The sequence below is a fragment of the Pseudomonas peli genome, from assembly GCF_900099645.1.
GTDB classification, from domain to species: domain Bacteria; phylum Pseudomonadota; class Gammaproteobacteria; order Pseudomonadales; family Pseudomonadaceae; genus Aquipseudomonas; species Aquipseudomonas peli.
The window spans coordinates 686,711-702,519 of the sequence record NZ_FMTL01000002.1 but is presented as its reverse complement, the minus strand read 5'-3'; the positions used below and the strand labels follow the sequence as shown (position 1 = coordinate 702,519).

Here is a 15,809-nt window from a genome sequence, read left to right as displayed (position 1 = left end):
TCATGCCCAGCAATTCACCCCTCGTCGCCTATCAGCAGGCCATCGACTGTGATGGCTTTCAATCCGATCCAGCACAGTGGCAGGCCGCCCAAGCCTTGCACGCTTGCTATCAGACCTTGCACCAAGACGAACCCTTGGACTCAATCAACGGGGTGTATCTGTGGGGGCCGGTGGGCCGTGGCAAGACCTGGCTGATGGACAGCTTCTACAAAGGCCTGAAAGTCCCCGCGCGACGTCAGCACTTTCACCACTTTATGCGCTGGGTGCATAGGCGCCTGTTTCAGCTCACCGGTACACCTGATCCGTTGCATGCGCTGGCCGTTGAGCTGAGCCAAGAAGTGCGCGTGCTGTGCTTCGACGAGCTGTTTGTCAGCGACATCGGCGATGCGATCATTCTCGGCCGCCTGTTTCAGGTGATGTTCGAACAGGGCATGGTGCTGGTGGCCACGTCCAACCAGCCACCTGAACTGCTGTATGCCGAAGGCTTTAATCGCGAGCGCTTTCTGCCTGCGGTGGCCGCCTTGCAACGGCATATGCAGGTAGTGAGCATCAATGGTGAGGAAGACCATCGCCTGCACCCAGGTATCGCGCATACCCGTTACTGGGTCGCCACGCCTGGGTTGCCCAGTGTGCTCAGCCGGACCTTCAGTCAGTTGGCCGCAGGTAGGCACAGCAGCGATCAACCGCTCACGCTCGGCAACCGCAGCGTGCAGACCCTGCGCCACTGCGACGGCGTACTCTGGTGCCGCTTTGCCGATCTGTGTGAGCAGCCCTTGGCCGCGCCGGACTTTATCGCCCTGTGCGACCGCTTCCAGGCCATTCTGCTCAGCGAAGTTCCCAACCTGAGCAGCCCGCAACGCGCGGCGAAGATCGCCCGCGGCACCGAAGATGGCATCGAGCGGGTGCAGGCCGGTGACCGCCAGCTGCCCGCTCTGTCGGTCAAGGATGACAGCGTGCGGCGCTTTATCGCCCTGGTGGATGAGTGCTACGACCGCAAGGTGCCGCTGTACCTCGAAGCCCAGGTGCCGCTGGCCGAACTATATACCGAGGGCTACCTGAGCTTCGCCTTTCGCCGCACCCTCAGCCGCTTGCAGGAGATGCAGCTCCAGCGTTTCGGCGCGTAATGCTTTGGGGCTTTAAGAATCTTTTTGAAGTATTGCGAGCTAGAGCCATGCAAGGCAAAAGCAGGCAAGGAAGCGGAGTGTACTTTTGTACATGAGCATTCCGAGCCTGCTTTTAACGCAGCAGGGCCGACGCGCAGCAGACTGTAAGTAGGCTTAGGCCTGCATGGCCCAACCATGCACACTCATCGCCGCCTGGCGTAGCGCCTCCGAGCGGGTTGGGTGCGGGTGGCAGATCAGCGCAATATCTTCGGCAGAAGCGCTGAACTCCAGAGCCACGCAGTACTCGCCGATCAGTTCGCCGGCACTGGGGCCGATGATATGCACGCCGAGAATCTGATCGGTGCGCTCATCGGCCAGCACTTTGACGAAGCCTTCAGCCTCGTGATTGATCTTCGCCCGGCTGTTGGCGGTAAAAGGAAACTTGCCGACCTTGTAGGCGCGCCCCTCGGCCTTCAACTGCTCCTCGGTTTTGCCCACGGTGGCGACTTCCGGCTTGGTGTAGATCACCCCGGGAATCGCCTCGTAATTGACCTCGGCAGCATGCCCGGCGATGCGTTCGATACAGGCGATGGCTTCATCTTCGGCCTTGTGCGCAAGCATCGGCCCGGAGGTCACGTCACCGATAATCCAGATGCCCGGCACGCTGCTGCGGTGCTGCTGGTTTTCCAGCATGCCGCGCTTGTCGGTGGCGAGACCCACGGTTTCCAGCCCCAGGCCGGCGGTATAGGGGCGGCGGCCAATGGCGACCAGTACATAGTCCGCCTGTAATTGCTCGACAGCGCCGCCGGCAGCCGGCTGCAGGTCAAGGGTTACGCCATTGGCCGTGGCCTTGGCGGCGCTGACCTTGGTTGCCAGTTTGAAATTCATGCCCTGCTTGCTCAGGGTACGCTGCAGGGTTTTCGCGGTTTCGTTATCCAGGCCTGGGCAGATGCGGTCGAGGTACTCCACCACTGTCACTTCGCTGCCCAAACGCCGCCACACCGAACCCAGCTCCAGGCCGATCACCCCGGCGCCGATCACCACCAGGTGCTTGGGCACTTGCGGCAAGGCCAGCGCGCCGGTGGAATCGAGAATGCGCTGGTTATCAATCGTCACCCCTGGCAGTGGCGTCGGTTCCGAGCCGGTGGCGATCACAATGTCCTTGGCCTGCAACTCGCGCACACTGCCATCGGCGAGGGTCACCGTGACCTTGCCCGGCCCGTTCAAACGGCCCCAGCCCTTGATCCACTCGACCTTGTTCTTGCGAAACAGAAACTCGATGCCCTTGGTCAGGGCCGTTACGCTTTCATCCTTCTGCTTCATCATCTGCGCCAGATTGAGCGTCGGCTTGACCTCGATGCCAAGGTTGTTGAGCTCGCCGCTGGTTGCCGCCTCGTACAGTTCCGAGGCATGCAGCAACGCCTTCGACGGCATGCAGCCGACATTCAGGCAAGTGCCACCCAGAGTCTCGCGCCCCTCGATGCAGGCGACTTTCAGGCCCAGTTGCCCGGCGCGGATTGCAGCGTTATAGCCGCCGGGGCCGCCACCGATGATCAGCACGTCATAGTTGCTCATTGAGTTACTCCTAGGCTGCAGAGGTTTAGCGAACCAGGGCCGCGTTCGCTGCCGGCCGTGGACGCAGCAGGTGGAAGGCGCAGAACGCCGCGACGGCGAATAAACTGTTCAGCAACACCATAGGCCACGCCGAGCCATCCGCCAGCAAGCTAAGCAAGACGCCGCTGCAAGTGGCGCCGGCCATTTGCGCAAAGCCCATAAACCCTGCGGCCAAGCCGGCGCGGTGGGCATTGGGGATCACCGCGCCCGCCACCGATGCCGGCAGCAACATGCCGCCGCCCAAGGTGACCAACACCTGTGGCAACGACAGGCCGAGCAGAGACAAACCAAACAGCAGATAAATCGCCAATGTGGCCACGGCGCCGCTCGCCACCAGCGCCGCACCTATGCCCACTATTCTCTCGGGGCCCAACTGCAGAATGCGCCGCTGGGTAAACAGCGCGCCGGCGATCAGCGCCGATACAATCGCCGCAAAGGTGATGCCGTATTGCGCCGGGCTCAGCCCCAGGAGGCCGATATACACAGCCGAAGAGCCGGCAATTACCGCGAACATTGCGCCGTAGGTGCAGGCCAGCGTCATGGCCAGCGCGCGAAACGAAGCGGCGCGCAGCAGATCGCGGTAATTACCGACCAAACGGCTGAGCTGCCCAGCATGCGGGTCGAGTTGCCGATTGCTTTCGCGGTACAGGCCCAGCACCGCAGCCACGATGGCAACACCGATCAGCAGTGCCAGGGCAATCGGTGCGCGCCAGCCGCCATATAGCGTCAGCGCACCACCGAGCATGGGCGACAGGACGATGGCGCAAAGCATGCCAATCACCGTCAGCGCTAATGCAGGACCAGCCTGCGCCTGCCACACATCGCGAACGATGGCCCGCGCCAGAACCAATGCCGCACAGGCCCCAAGCCCCTGCAGCACGCGGGCGGCAATGAATTCGCCCATGCTGCTGGCCAGCAGCATCCACAGGGTCGCGAGCAGATAAACCAGCAACCCGGCGATCAACACCGGACGCCGGCCGATGCGATCCGACAGCGGGCCGAGCAGCAACTGGCCCAGACCAAAGGCGGCGACGAAAGCCGATAGAGCCAGCAGGCTGCTGCCGGGGCGGGCCGTCATGATCAGCTCGATAACGCCCAGGCTGGGGATGATCAGCTGAGTGGAAATCTCTCCAAGGGCGGTCAGGGCCACCAGAATCAACAGCAGGCTGCGCGACGGCAAGGGATAGCGATGCATGGGCGTGGGTCCTGTGATCACGGGCTGGCGTGGCTCGCCAAACAATAACATTTCGACCATAATATAAATAATTAAATTACGCTTATAATTTTACCCCCCCCTCAGCAGACGAGGCCTGATCCATGAGCATCCCATCACGCGAAGAAAAACTGGCCGAATGGCTCGCCGCTGAACAGGCCATGCGCGCCAGCCTCGGTGCATCCGGCAGCATGAGCCTGGCGCAGGTCAGCGAACTGTTGCCGCAGGAGTTCTTTGACGGCATCGGCCGCGGTGAACTGCCCTCGCCGCCCATCGGCCATCTGCTGGATTTTGTTCCGCTGGAATGGTCATCCGGGCGCTTTGTCTTCCAAGGCACACCGGACGCGCGCCACTACAACCCGCTGGGCAGCGTGCACGGCGGCTATGCGGCCACCCTGCTCGACTCCTGCATGGGCTGCGCCATCCACACCCAGTTGCAGCGCGGCCAGGGTTACACCACCACCGATCTGCGCATCAGCTACATTCGCGCCCTCAGCACTAAGGTCGGGCCGATCCGCGCCGAAGGCCGCATCGTCCATATCGGCCGCACCACGGCGCTGGCCGAAGGGCGCATTTACGATGTCGACGACCGCCTATACGCCGTCGGCTCAACCACCTGCCTGATTCTCAGCATGCCTGGGACATCGCATACACCCGGCACTGAAACACCGGGGCGAAGCGAGTAAGATGGCAGGCAACATCTGAAACCAGCGGCCAGGTACTCCATGCGATATTCCGAAGACCACAAAGCCCAGACCCATCAGCGCATCATCGAAGAGGCTGCGCGCCTGTTCCGCCGCGACGGCGTTGGCGCCACCGGCCTGCAGCCGCTGATGAAGACCCTCGGCCTGACCCATGGCGGTTTCTACGCCCACTTCAAATCGAAAGATGAACTGGTGGAAACCGCCCTGCGTCACAGCGCTGACAAGCTGACGGCGATCACCAACGAGATGGCCAACAGCGATAAACCGCTGACCCGCCTGATCAGCGGTTACTTGTCGTCCGCCCACCGTGCCAACCCGGGCGATGGCTGCCCGCTGCCGACTATGTCAGCCGAGCTGGGCCAGCGCGGCGCACCCAGCCCGGTGACCGATGAGCTGATCAGCGACCGCCTGCAAGCCATCGAAGCCGGCCTTGGCGTTGAGAATGCAGATGAGCAGAGCGTGCTGATTCTTAGCGCCATGGTCGGCGCCCTGCTGCTGTCACGCAGCGTAAGCGACCCGGAACTGTCTGACCGGCTGCTGAAAACCACCCGCAGCCTGCTGATCGAACAGAATACCGGCGACGCGGCGCAAACTACCTGATTGCAGAACATCATTGCCCACAGCAAAAGCCCTGACTGTCTCCAGCCAGGGCTTTTTGTGTTGTGGCCAGCGATTTACTTGTAACGTGCAGCGGCGCTGCTGTGGGACAGGTTCGGCGCCAGCTTGCTACGGGCATCGGTAAAGGCCTGCCAGTCAGCCGCATCAGGCAGCGATGGAATGGTGATCAGCTCGCCCTGATCGAAACCGGCCAGCGCCGCATCAACCATTTCGCCGACCTCCATGATCATGCTCGCCGGCAGTGCCGAATCATCCATGCCGCTACGCTCCCAGATCTCGGTGCGGGTAATACCGGGCAATACAGCCTGCACCTGCAGGCCCTGCGCCTTCACTTCACCGTTGAGGGTCTGGGTCAGGCTCAGTACATAGGCCTTGGTGGCGCTGTACACGGCATTGAACATTTCCGGAGCCAGAGCCACCACCGAGGCGATATTGATGATTGCTCCACGCCCGGCGGCGGTGAAATTGGCCGCGGCTGCGGTGGACAGGTGAGTCAGCGAAACCACGTTGAGCAGAATCATCCGATCCACGGTGCCGAGATCGGCCTCGGCCAGCTGACCGTTCATGGCCATACCGGCGTTGTTGACCAGCGTGCTGATGGCCTTGTCGGTACGCAGGCGCTGGGTAATGGCATGCAGATCAGCCTTGTCAGTCAGGTCGGCCTTCAGCGTTTCGATCTTTACCCCGTACTGCTCGGTCAAACGCGCAGACAGCGCCTGCAAGCGCGGCAGATCGCGGGCAACCAACAGCAGGTCGTAACCGCGTTGCGCCAGGCGCTCGGCGTAGGTGGCACCAATGCCTGATGAAGCGCCGGTGATCAATGCAGTGCCTTTCTCGTTATGTGTGCTCATGGTGCGTCTCCTGGCTTTGCGGGGGTAGGTAGTGCGTCTGGAGGTATAGTGCGCCAACTCATATTACACACATAATATAAATACTATATGTCGATCATAATAAAAACTATCGACAGCCATGCCGCAAACGCCTGGGACGTAAAACACTCGAAAAAAGACCGCTAACCGCCTGATGGCAGAGCACAAAAAAGCGGACAACCCGCAAAGGTTGTCCGCTCTGGTGCGACGTAGATCGTCGAGCTTTTTAGCTACGGATCAGGTGATCGAAGGCACTCAGGGAGGCCTTGGCGCCCTCGCCCACAGCGATGACGATCTGCTTGTACGGCACAGTCGTCACGTCACCGGCAGCAAATACACCCGGGATATTGGTAGCACCCTTAGCGTCGACGATGATCTCACCGAAACGCGACAACTCGACGCTGCCCTTCAGCCAGTCGGTGTTAGGCAGCAAACCGATCTGCACGAAGATGCCTTCCAGCTCGACGCTGTGCAGCTCTTCGGTGGTGCGGTCCTTATAGACCAGCGCATTAACCTTCTGGCCATCGCCTTTGACTTCGGTGGTCTGCGCGCTCTTGATCACAGTAACGTTGGGCAGGCTGTAGAGTTTCTTCTGCAGCACGGCGTCTGCACGCAGGGTGTCGGCGAACTCCAGCAGGGTCACGTGAGCCACGATACCGGCAAGGTCAATCGCTGCCTCGACGCCGGAGTTACCACCGCCAATTACTGCAACACGCTTACCCTTGAACAGCGGGCCGTCGCAATGCGGGCAGAAGCACACACCCTTGGCCTTGTATTCCTGCTCACCGGGCACACCCATCTCGCGCCAGCGCGCGCCGGTGGAGAGAATCAGGGTCTTGGCCTTGAGACTCGCGCCATTGTCGAACTTCACCTCATGCAGGCCGCCTTCGCTGCTCGCAGGAACCAAGGCGCTGGCGCGCTGCAGGTTCATGATGTCGACTTCGTATTCACGCACGTGCTCCTCCAGAGCGCGCACCAGTTTTGGCCCTTCGGTTTCCTTCACCGAGATAAAGTTCTCGATCGACATGGTATCGAGCACCTGACCGCCGAAACGCTCGGCTGCAAGGGCGGTGCGAATACCTTTACGCGCTGCGTAAATAGCTGCTGCAGAACCGGCTGGGCCACCACCGATTACCAGCACGTCGAAGGCTTCCTTGGCGCTCATCTTCTCGGCATCGCGGTTGGCGGAGCCAGTGTCGATCTTGGCGAGGATTTCCTTCACGTCCATGCGACCGGAAGCGAACACTTCGCCGTTCAGGTAGATGCTCGGCACGGCCATCACCTGACGACGCTCGACCTCCTCCTGAAACAGCGCACCGTCGATCGACACGTTGCGGATATTCGGATTGAGCACCGCCATCAGGTTCAGTGCCTGAACCACGTCCGGGCAGTTCTGGCAGGACAGCGAGTAGTAGGTCTCGAACTCGAACGAACCTTCGATGCTCTTGATCTGCTCGATGGTCTCGGCATCCAGCTTGGACGGATGGCCGCCCACCTGCAGCAGCGCCAGTACCAGCGAGGTGAACTCGTGGCCCATGGGAATGCCGGCGAAGGTCAGACCGATGTTTGCGCCTGGACGGTTCAGCGAGAACGACGGACGACGGGCGTCGCTACCATCGGTCTTCAGGGTGATCTTGTCGGTCAGGCCGACGATGGTTTGCAGCAGCTCAAGCAGTTCCTGAGATTTCGCACTGTCATCGAGGGACGCGACGATCTCGAACGGCAGGGTGACCTTTTCCAGGTAGGCCTTCAACTGGGTTTGCAGGTTAGCGTCCAACATGGCGAATAGTCCTCAATGACAAAAATTCTGGGCAATAAAATGCCCGGGCGGATCGCGCCCGGGCATCGGGCACCACTAGGGTCGGGTTGCGACCCTGACAGCGCTAAGTACTCCACGCCCCGAGCCTTAGCCCAGGGGGGTATTGGCAAGTTTAGATCTTGCCAACCAGGTCCAGGGAAGGAGCCAGAGTCTTCTCGCCTTCTTTCCACTTGGCTGGGCACACTTCGCCTGGGTGAGCAGCGGTGTACTGAGCAGCTTTCAGCTTGCGCAGGGTTTCCGACACGTCACGAGCGATTTCGTTGGAGTGGATTTCAACGGTCTTGATCACGCCTTCCGGGTTGATCAGGAAGGTGCCACGCAGGGCCAAGCCTTCTTCTTCGATGTGCACGCCGAAAGCGCGGGTCAGAGCGTGGGTTGGATCACCAACCAGCGGGAACTGAGCCTTGCCTACAGCTGGCGAAGTTTCGTGCCAGACTTTGTGGGAGAAATGGGTGTCGGTGGTGACGATGTAAACTTCAGTGCCGGCATCGCGGAACGCAGCGTAATTGTTGGCAGCGTCTTCGATCTCAGTCGGGCAGTTGAAGGTGAAGGCAGCTGGCATGAAGATCAGTACCGACCACTGGCCTTTCAGGGACTGCTCGGTCACTTCGATGAATTTGCCGTTGTGGAAAGCGTTGGCCTTGAACGGTTGAACTTGGGTGTTGATGAGATTCATCTCTGATTCCTTGTTGAGGGTTAGAAATTTACAGGGCGCATCTTAGCGCCTTGTGCAAAAAAAGCTTATTGATTGCCGCCATGATTCCGATTGATTAAGCCAATCGACCCTAGGCTTCACTCCAAGGTTGAGTCTATGACCAGCACCAGCTTGCCGTTGACCTGATTGCTCGCCAACGCAGCAAAGGCGGCCTCGACATCTTTGAGCGCATAAGCCTGCTGAAGTTGCGGCTTAAGGCGCCCTTCGGCGAAAAGCGGCCAGACAAATTGCTGCAAATCGCGCAACTGATCAGCCTTGAATTGCTCATCACGATTGCGCAGGGTCGAGCCGATCAACGCAATGCGCTTGCCCAATACCACCGCCAGATCGATCTCAGCCTTGCGTCCGCCGAGCAAGCCGATGTTTACCCAGCGGCCATCCACAGCCAGCAAATCCAGGTTAAGCGCGGCGTAGCTACCACCTACCGGATCGAGAATGACATCGAACGGAGCAAAATCGCGCAGGGCCTGTAGCTGCTCTTCGCCGCGCAGTACCCCGCCCTGAGCGCCCAGGCTTTCACAGTAGGTCAGCCGTTCAGCAGAGCCGACGCTGACCCAGCAAGGGCTGCCAAAGGCTTTACACAATTGAATGGCTGCCGAACCTACGCCACTGGCACCGGCATGCAGTAGCACCTTCTGCCCGGGCTTCAACGCTGCCAGCTGGAACAGATTGAGCCAGGCTGTGGCGTACACCTCCGGCAACGCTGCCGCTTCGGCCAGCGTCATGCCTTCGGGCACCGGCAAGGCGTGCCGTGCATCAACCACGACCTCTTCGGCCATACCGCCGCCGCTCAACAGCGCGCACACCCTGTCGCCTACTTTCCAGTCGCAACCGGCACCCACCTCGCTGACGATACCGGCGCATTCCAACCCAAGCACCTCGCTGGCGCCAGGCGGAGGCGGATAAAGCCCAGCCTGCTGTAACAAGTCGGCACGATTCAACCCGGCAGCCGCTACACGGATGCGAATTTCCCCTACATCACAGGCCGGCGTGGGGTGTTGCGCCCATTCCACACGGCCTTCAACGCCTTGCAATGCCTTCACGCTGCCTCCATAGTGCATTTGAACCGAGCCCGGCGCTGCCGCCGGGCTTTTGCATTGCGCCGATGGAACCTGGCGCCCTTAAAGACGGCCTAATATGCGTTATCAACTGCCCACACGTCGAATTAGCATGAAGCGATCCCTACTCAGCGTCACCCTCGCCTTTTCGTTTGCCCTCAGCGCTCTGCCGCTCGCGGCGAAAACCACCAGTGACGACTCCTGGGAATACCTGCAGCCTGACCGCGAACAGGTTATCGCCAGCCTCAACGTCGTGGAGTTGTTGAAGCGCCATCACTACAACAAGCCACCGCTGAATGACGAGCGCTCGGAAAAGATCTATCAGGGCTACCTGAAGATGCTCGACCCCTCGCGCAGCTACTTTACTGCTTCCGATATCGCCGAGTTCGATCAATGGCGCACGCGATTTGACGACTTGTTGAAAAACGGCGACCTGCAGCCAGGCTTCGTCATCTACAAACGTCACTTGGAGCGTTTGCAGAGCCGCCTGCAGTTCACCCTGAATATGCTCGAAAACGGTGTCGACACGCTCGATTTCAACACCGACGAAACATTACTGATTGACCGCGAGAATGCCCCCTGGGTCAAAGATCTTGCCGAGCTCGATGACCTGTGGCGCAAGCGCGTTAAAGATGAAGTCCTACGCCTGAAAATCGCCGGCAAAGAGCCCAAAGCGATCCAGGAGCTGCTGACCAAGCGTTACAACAACCAGCTCGCGCGCCTCAAGCAGACCCGCGGTGAAGACGTGTTCCAGGCTTACATCAACGCCTTTGCCATGTCCTACGACCCGCATACCACCTATCTGTCGCCGGACAACGCGGAAAACTTCGATATCAATATGAGCCTGTCGCTCGAAGGTATTGGCGCCGTACTGCAAAGCGACAACGAACACGTCAAGGTTGTGCGCTTGGTACCGGCTGGCCCGGCAGAAAAGAGCAAGCAGATCGCACCCGCCGACAAAATTATCGGTGTAGCCCAGGGCAGCAAGGAAATGGTCGACGTGATCGGCTGGCGTCTGGATGAAGTGGTCAAGCTGATTCGTGGCCCGAAAGGCTCACAAGTGCGCCTGGAGGTGATTCCAGCGAGCAATGCGCCAAATGATCAAACCAGCAAGGTTGTCGCCATTACCCGTGAGGCTGTGAAGCTGGAAGAGCAAGCTGCGAAAAAGTCCATTCTCAAACTCAAGCACGATAACCGCGACTACAAGCTCGGGGTTATCGAAATACCGGCGTTCTACCTGGACTTCAAAGCCTTCCGTGCCGGCGACCCGAACTACAAAAGCACCACCCGTGACGTCAAACGCCTGCTCACCGAACTGGAGAAGGAAAAAGTTGACGGCGTGGTGATTGACCTGCGCAACAACGGTGGCGGCTCGCTGCAAGAAGCCACAGAACTGACCGGCCTGTTTATCGACCAGGGTCCGACCGTGCTGGTACGCAACAGCGATGGTCGCGTTGACGTACTGGCCGACGAAAATACCGGCATCTACTACAAAGGCCCCATGGCCGTGCTGGTCAATCGCCTGTCGGCCTCGGCTTCAGAGATTTTCGCCGGCGCGATGCAGGACTATCACCGCGCACTGATTCTCGGTGGCCAGACCTTCGGCAAAGGCACCGTGCAAACCATCCAGCCGCTCAACCATGGCGAACTGAAGCTGACCCTGGCCAAGTTCTACCGCGTATCCGGGCAGAGCACCCAACACCAGGGTGTGATTCCCGATATTCGCTACCCGGATATCATGGACACCAAGGAAATCGGTGAGAGCGCTCTGCCCGAGGCCCTGCCATGGGACAGCATCAAGCCGGCGATCAAACCGGAGTTGGACCCAATCAAGCCGTTCCTCGCCGAGCTGCAAAGCCGTTTTGAAGGCCGTACCGCCCAGAACCCGGACTTCACCTTCGCCCGTGAACGCCTGCAACTGGCGCAGAAGCTGATGGAAGAAACCACCGTCAGCCTCAATGAAAGCAAACGCCGCGCTCAGCAGGCCGATATCGAAGGCCAGCAGCTCGCCATCGAGAACAGCCGCCGCAAAGCCAAAGGTGAAGCGCTCCTGAACAAACTAAAGGAAGAAGACGAAGACGCCCTGCCGGTTGAAGATGAGAAAACCAAGCCGGAAGATGACGCCTACCTCGCTGAAAGCGGACGCATTCTGCTCGACTACTTGGGCTTGAATACGCGCCTGGCAAAACAGTAAAACAGCGAGCGTCATCAAAGGGTCATCAAACTGTCGTGAAATGCGGGGACTGGTAGTAATGCCAGTCCCCGTTTTTTATGCACAGAGAGCCGCCATGATCGTCACCGAGCAGTTCAGCGCGTTGGACTCCATCCTCGCCAATGGCGACCTGCACAGCTTATTTCAACCGATTTTTTCGCTCTCCGAACGACGCATTCTAGGCTACGAAGCCCTCAGCCGCGGCCCGTCCAACAGTGCCCTGCACTCGCCGATCAACCTGTTCGCTGTGGCGCGCAGCGCAGGCCGCCTGAGCGAACTGGAGTTGCTGTGCCGCAAGAATGCCTGCCAGCGATTCAGCCAGCTCAAGCTTGACGGCAAACTGTTCCTCAACGTCTCGCCCGACTCGCTGATGGAACCCAAACACCAACCGGGGCGCACCTTACAACTGTTGCAAACTCTGGGCATTCCGCCAAGCCAAGTGGTGATTGAACTGACCGAGCAATCGCCCACTGACGATTTCGCTCTGCTCGACACCGCACTGCACCACTACCGCGCCATGGGCTTTTCCATCGCCCTGGATGACCTTGGCGCCGGTTATTCCAGCCTGCGTTTGTGGTCTGAGTTGCGCCCGGACTACGTAAAGATTGATCGCCACTTTATCGACGGCATTCATCAGGATGCGGTCAAACGCGAGTTCGTCGGCTCGATCCTGAAAATGGCCAAAGCCTCCCGTGCCCAGGTCATCGCGGAAGGCATCGAACTGCCCGAGGAGCTGGCCGTGCTCGCGGAAATGGGTGTCGACCTGTTGCAAGGTTATCTGCTCTGCCGCCCGCAGGAGCAGCCGCCGCGTGATGCCCTCAATCTATTGCCTAGCACCACCAGCAGCAGCCCACTCAGCGAAGAGTCCAGCGACCTGCGTGGCCTGCTCAACACACAACAAGCCGTGGCCTTGAGCACACCGACCAGCGAGGTGCTGGAACTGTTTCGCGCCCAGGCCAACCTGAACTCGCTGGCAGTGCTCAACCCCGCGCAGCAACCCGTCGGTATCGTTCACCGTCACTCGCTGGCCGAAGCCTTGCTCAAACCCTTCGCCAACGAGTTGTTCGCCCGCAAACCGATCAGCCGCCTGATGAGTGATGACTACCTGGCGGTGGAATGCAGCCAGTCGTTACAACAAGTCAGCCGCCTGCTCACCAGCCGCGCCCGCCAACGCATCGAAGAAGACTTCATCATCATTGAGGACGGCGGCTATATCGGGCTCGGCCGGGTGATCGATGTTCTCAAGCTGATCACCGAGCTGAAAATCCAGCAGGCCCGTTATGCCAATCCGCTGACCTTGCTGCCGGGCAATGTGCCGATCCAGCAGTGCCTGACTCGTCTGCTGCAACAGTGTCGTGAAGTGGTGGTGTGCTATGTGGATATCGACAACTTCAAGCCGTTCAATGACATCTACGGCTATGCCAAAGGTGATGAGGTGTTGCTGAGCCTGGCGCAGTGCCTGAATGACCGAGTTGATCCGTCGCGGGACTTTGTCGGCCACATCGGCGGTGATGATTTTCTCTTGGTACTTGGCTCGCAGGACTGGCGCGCGCGGCTCAATCGCCTACTGGAGGATTTCCAGAGCCAGTGCCGACGCTTCTACCGTGAAGAAGACCTGCATGCAGGCTGCTTTATCGCCCATGATCGCAGTGGCAAACGCCAGGAATATGCCCTGCTGTCTTTGTCTCTAGGTGTCGTTCACGTCCACCCCGAGCAGTGTGCGCAATTGGATGCAAGCCAGCTGGCGGCAATGGCCTCAGAGGCCAAGCGTCATGCCAAGGCCGTGCCGGGCTATAGCCTGCATATCATCGACACCCAGGCGGATTCGGCAGCTTGATGGCAGTACCTGGAGGCAGGATCAGAGGCCGCTCAGGCGATTGGATAACGCCGCGAAATGCTCGGCTTGCACGGCATCAGCGTCAACACCCGCCGCACCGCTGCGGTACAACTCAGCCAAGCGATAAGCCGCAGCTGGGTGCCCCGCCTGCGCAGCCAGCGTCCACCATTCAACAGCCTTGGCGGCATCTGCTGCCTGCTGAGCATCACCCGACAGACTCAACACACCTAGCTGGTAAGCGGCCTTGGCATCGCCAGCCATGGCCGCCAAACTGAGTAACCGTCGACCCTCGTTGCGAGCGCCCAGGCCTTGGCCACGAAACAGCAGGATATGCCCATAGAAACTTTGCGCCTGGGTGTCGCCCAACGCAGCCATGCGCGCAAACTGCCCTTCCATCCAACGCCAGGCCTGCGGCTGCTTAACCAACCCGCTCCAGTGGAACAGGCGGCGCGCAATCAGATAGCCGATACGGGCTCGCAGCGCGCCGAACATCAGGCCTCTTCCGGGTAGCTGAACTCGAACACACGTGCCACTTCAGCAGCATGCCAGGAGGCAGCAGCGATGCCATCGGATGCACCACTGAAGCGGCCCAAGCGGCTTACACACTCGAAGAAGCCAGTACGCGGCAAGCGACTGGCTCCCTGACTGATCACCAACGCACTGCGCAAAGGACGTTCGGCACGCGCATCCAGTGCCGCCAGATGCTCCAGCGCGGCAGCTAAGGTCTGCATGGCAGGGCTAGGCAGGGCCAAGCGCTCGATCAAGGCACGGTAGGTAAGCAGGTGACGCTGGCGCTGAGCATCTTCAAGCTCGCCGAGCAACGCCTGCCAGTGTTGCCGACTGATGCTCACGCTCAAGACTGTGCCTCCCAACCATCGACACCAAGATGCCAGGCCAGCGCACGCTGGATGGCCGCGTCGGGCTGGCGTTCGCCGCTCTCGATCATGCCCAGGTAATGCGGGCTGATGCCGACATTGCGTGCCAGCTGCTCAGCACTCATACCTTTGGCCTCACGCAAGGCTGCCAGCTGATCCAACGTCGGCTTGTTGCTATCGGCTACCACAGCGGCTGCCTTAGGCACCTGTCCAGCAGCCTGCAGCAAAGCCTGATACTGCGCCCAGGGCAGCACTGCATATTCAGGCTGGCCATCGCGCTCGATCACTTGCACATTCATCTGTAAACCTCCATGCAGAGCACTTCCATCACTCTCGGCAACTCCAGAACAGGCGGCCATCTTAACAGCCCGGCACGATAAAGAGCGTGATCTATACTGCCACCAGGTTATCAAGCGGTTGCTGGGGGCTGGTTTGCGCACACTGATAACAATACTGTTGATTAGCTGCGGTGGCTGGGCCTGCGCAGATGAGCTGCGCTGGGGTTTTGCTACGGCTGATGGCATGCCCTATGTCGATGTCCACGAGCAGCAACTACGTGGTGGCTTCATCTACCAGTTGGGCCAATTGGCCAGTCAGCAGCTGGGCTTCGACGCAGCATTTGTCGAAACGCCAAATAAACGCATTGATGAATTTATGCAGCGCGGGCGTATCCATGTGATCTGCAACAGTAACCCGCAATGGATAGACAAACCGGAGCGCTATCACTGGTCAGCCCCACTCTACAGCGAAGAGGACGTGCTGCTGTTGCACCGTGAACACGCGCCAATCACCGGCCTGCAAGAACTCCACGGTAAAACTGTCGGAACCCAGCTGGGTTACGTCTACAACAATGAGCTCATGCAAGCATTTGCCAGTAAGCAGATCATCCGCCAGGATCTTCGCGACCACAGAGCAGGGCTTAACCTGCTGCGTAAGCAGCGGCTGGACGCGATCATCGACATGCGCCGCTCACTGCGCTTCGAAATGGCCAAACACCCGGATACACCACTGCAAATAAACCCTTGGGTGATCGAGCGCTATGAGATGTACTGCACCTATAGCCCGCAATTGCCCGTGAGCGACGAAGCCATGGACAGCACGTTGCTGCGCCTGCGCGATCAAGGCCTGATCAAGCACATGCTCAACGACATCTAAAGCATCACCCCTCTACT

The 15,809-nt window shown here is 59.7% G+C and carries 15 protein-coding genes; 6 read left to right on the top strand and 9 right to left on the bottom strand.

Annotation, left to right across the window (positions count from 1 at the left end; translation table 11 throughout):
- Positions 1-2: 2 nt before the first annotated feature.
- Complete coding sequence (zapE, locus tag BLO50_RS12135; protein WP_090253004.1) at positions 3-1,124, top strand: cell division protein ZapE; 1,122 nt, start codon at positions 3-5, stop codon at positions 1,122-1,124.
- Between the two features lie 153 nt (positions 1,125-1,277).
- On the opposite strand, the gene lpdA is transcribed toward zapE, so the two are convergent.
- Together lpdA and BLO50_RS12125 are read right to left on the bottom strand one after the other, a co-directional pair.
- Positions 1,278-2,678 (bottom strand): dihydrolipoyl dehydrogenase, encoded by a 1,401-nt coding sequence (gene lpdA / locus BLO50_RS12130; protein WP_090253002.1) that lies wholly within the window; start codon positions 2,676-2,678, stop codon positions 1,278-1,280.
- 25 nt (positions 2,679-2,703) lie between these two features.
- Positions 2,704-3,912 carry an MFS transporter gene (locus BLO50_RS12125; RefSeq protein ID WP_090252999.1) on the bottom strand — a complete coding sequence of 403 codons (1,209 nt, stop codon included), beginning with the start codon at positions 3,910-3,912 and terminating at the stop codon, positions 2,704-2,706.
- Positions 3,913-4,034: 122 nt separating this feature from the next.
- Here BLO50_RS12125 and BLO50_RS12120 point away from each other — a divergent pair, with 122 nt between their 5' ends.
- Both BLO50_RS12120 and BLO50_RS12115 read left to right on the top strand, forming a co-directional pair.
- Positions 4,035-4,616 (top strand): PaaI family thioesterase, encoded by a 582-nt coding sequence (locus tag BLO50_RS12120; protein WP_090252997.1) that lies wholly within the window; start codon positions 4,035-4,037, stop codon positions 4,614-4,616.
- 39 nt (positions 4,617-4,655) lie between these two features.
- Complete coding sequence (locus BLO50_RS12115; RefSeq protein ID WP_090252994.1) at positions 4,656-5,234, top strand: TetR/AcrR family transcriptional regulator; 579 nt, start codon at positions 4,656-4,658, stop codon at positions 5,232-5,234.
- 74 nt (positions 5,235-5,308) lie between these two features.
- On the opposite strand, the gene BLO50_RS12110 is transcribed toward BLO50_RS12115, so the two are convergent.
- From BLO50_RS12110 to BLO50_RS12095, 4 genes are all read right to left on the bottom strand, one after another.
- Positions 5,309-6,103 (bottom strand): SDR family NAD(P)-dependent oxidoreductase, encoded by a 795-nt coding sequence (locus tag BLO50_RS12110; RefSeq protein ID WP_090252992.1) that lies wholly within the window; start codon positions 6,101-6,103, stop codon positions 5,309-5,311.
- A gap of 244 nt (positions 6,104-6,347) precedes the next feature.
- Positions 6,348-7,901: an alkyl hydroperoxide reductase subunit F gene (gene ahpF / locus BLO50_RS12105; RefSeq protein WP_090252989.1), complete on the bottom strand. Its 1,554-nt coding sequence runs from the start codon at positions 7,899-7,901 to the stop codon at positions 6,348-6,350.
- Positions 7,902-8,052: 151 nt separating this feature from the next.
- The gene (gene ahpC / locus BLO50_RS12100) at positions 8,053-8,616 is read right to left on the bottom strand and encodes an alkyl hydroperoxide reductase subunit C (RefSeq protein ID WP_090252986.1); all 564 of its coding nucleotides are present in this window, start codon (positions 8,614-8,616) and stop codon (positions 8,053-8,055) included.
- 116 nt (positions 8,617-8,732) lie between these two features.
- A complete protein-coding gene (locus tag BLO50_RS12095) occupies positions 8,733-9,698 on the bottom strand; it encodes an NAD(P)H-quinone oxidoreductase (RefSeq protein WP_090252984.1) in 966 nt (321 codons plus the stop codon).
- A 127-nt stretch (positions 9,699-9,825) separates the two neighbouring features.
- Here BLO50_RS12095 and BLO50_RS12090 point away from each other — a divergent pair, with 127 nt between their 5' ends.
- Both BLO50_RS12090 and BLO50_RS12085 read left to right on the top strand, forming a co-directional pair.
- The gene (locus tag BLO50_RS12090; protein ID WP_244152882.1) at positions 9,826-11,907 is read left to right on the top strand and encodes a carboxy terminal-processing peptidase; all 2,082 of its coding nucleotides are present in this window, start codon (positions 9,826-9,828) and stop codon (positions 11,905-11,907) included.
- A gap of 94 nt (positions 11,908-12,001) precedes the next feature.
- Positions 12,002-13,762, top strand: coding sequence for a bifunctional diguanylate cyclase/phosphodiesterase (locus tag BLO50_RS12085; protein ID WP_090252977.1), 1,761 nt, complete (start codon positions 12,002-12,004; stop codon positions 13,760-13,762).
- Between the two features lie 21 nt (positions 13,763-13,783).
- Here BLO50_RS12085 and BLO50_RS12080 read toward each other — a convergent pair whose 3' ends face one another.
- From BLO50_RS12080 to BLO50_RS12070, 3 genes are read right to left on the bottom strand one after another with little or no spacing between them, the layout of a single operon-like run.
- Positions 13,784-14,254 carry an SEL1-like repeat protein gene (locus BLO50_RS12080; RefSeq protein ID WP_090252975.1) on the bottom strand — a complete coding sequence of 157 codons (471 nt, stop codon included), beginning with the start codon at positions 14,252-14,254 and terminating at the stop codon, positions 13,784-13,786.
- Positions 14,254-14,619, bottom strand: a complete 366-nt coding sequence (locus BLO50_RS12075; protein WP_090252971.1) for a hypothetical protein — start codon at positions 14,617-14,619, stop codon at positions 14,254-14,256. The genes BLO50_RS12080 and BLO50_RS12075 overlap by 1 nt, the downstream gene beginning before the upstream one ends.
- Positions 14,616-14,936: a helix-turn-helix domain-containing protein gene (locus BLO50_RS12070; protein WP_090252968.1), complete on the bottom strand. Its 321-nt coding sequence runs from the start codon at positions 14,934-14,936 to the stop codon at positions 14,616-14,618. The genes BLO50_RS12075 and BLO50_RS12070 overlap by 4 nt, the downstream gene beginning before the upstream one ends.
- Before the next feature lie 223 nt (positions 14,937-15,159).
- On the opposite strand from BLO50_RS12070, the gene BLO50_RS12065 reads away from it, so the two are divergent.
- A complete protein-coding gene (locus tag BLO50_RS12065) occupies positions 15,160-15,792 on the top strand; it encodes a substrate-binding periplasmic protein (protein WP_090254099.1) in 633 nt (210 codons plus the stop codon).
- The last annotated feature ends 17 nt before the right edge of the window (positions 15,793-15,809 follow it).

Excerpts from the sequence above, each read along its gene's own strand:
- lpdA (WP_090253002.1), bottom strand. The coding sequence starts at position 2,678 with ATGAGCAACTATGACGTGCTGATCATCGGTGGCGGCCCCGGCGGCTAT.
- BLO50_RS12065 (WP_090254099.1), top strand. The coding sequence starts at position 15,160 with ATGCCCTATGTCGATGTCCACGAGCAGCAACTACGTGGTGGCTTCATC.
- BLO50_RS12070 (WP_090252968.1), bottom strand. The coding sequence starts at position 14,936 with ATGAATGTGCAAGTGATCGAGCGCGATGGCCAGCCTGAATATGCAGTG.
- BLO50_RS12125 (WP_090252999.1), bottom strand. The coding sequence starts at position 3,912 with ATGCATCGCTATCCCTTGCCGTCGCGCAGCCTGCTGTTGATTCTGGTG.
- BLO50_RS12110 (WP_090252992.1), bottom strand. The coding sequence starts at position 6,103 with ATGAGCACACATAACGAGAAAGGCACTGCATTGATCACCGGCGCTTCA.
- BLO50_RS12090 (WP_244152882.1), top strand. The coding sequence starts at position 9,826 with ATGAAGCGATCCCTACTCAGCGTCACCCTCGCCTTTTCGTTTGCCCTC.
- ahpF (WP_090252989.1), bottom strand. The coding sequence starts at position 7,901 with ATGTTGGACGCTAACCTGCAAACCCAGTTGAAGGCCTACCTGGAAAAG.
- BLO50_RS12120 (WP_090252997.1), top strand. The coding sequence starts at position 4,035 with ATGAGCATCCCATCACGCGAAGAAAAACTGGCCGAATGGCTCGCCGCT.
- BLO50_RS12080 (WP_090252975.1), bottom strand. The coding sequence starts at position 14,254 with ATGTTCGGCGCGCTGCGAGCCCGTATCGGCTATCTGATTGCGCGCCGC.
- BLO50_RS12085 (WP_090252977.1), top strand. The coding sequence starts at position 12,002 with ATGATCGTCACCGAGCAGTTCAGCGCGTTGGACTCCATCCTCGCCAAT.
- BLO50_RS12115 (WP_090252994.1), top strand. The coding sequence starts at position 4,656 with ATGCGATATTCCGAAGACCACAAAGCCCAGACCCATCAGCGCATCATC.
- ahpC (WP_090252986.1), bottom strand. The coding sequence starts at position 8,616 with ATGAATCTCATCAACACCCAAGTTCAACCGTTCAAGGCCAACGCTTTC.
- zapE (WP_090253004.1), top strand. The coding sequence starts at position 3 with ATGCCCAGCAATTCACCCCTCGTCGCCTATCAGCAGGCCATCGACTGT.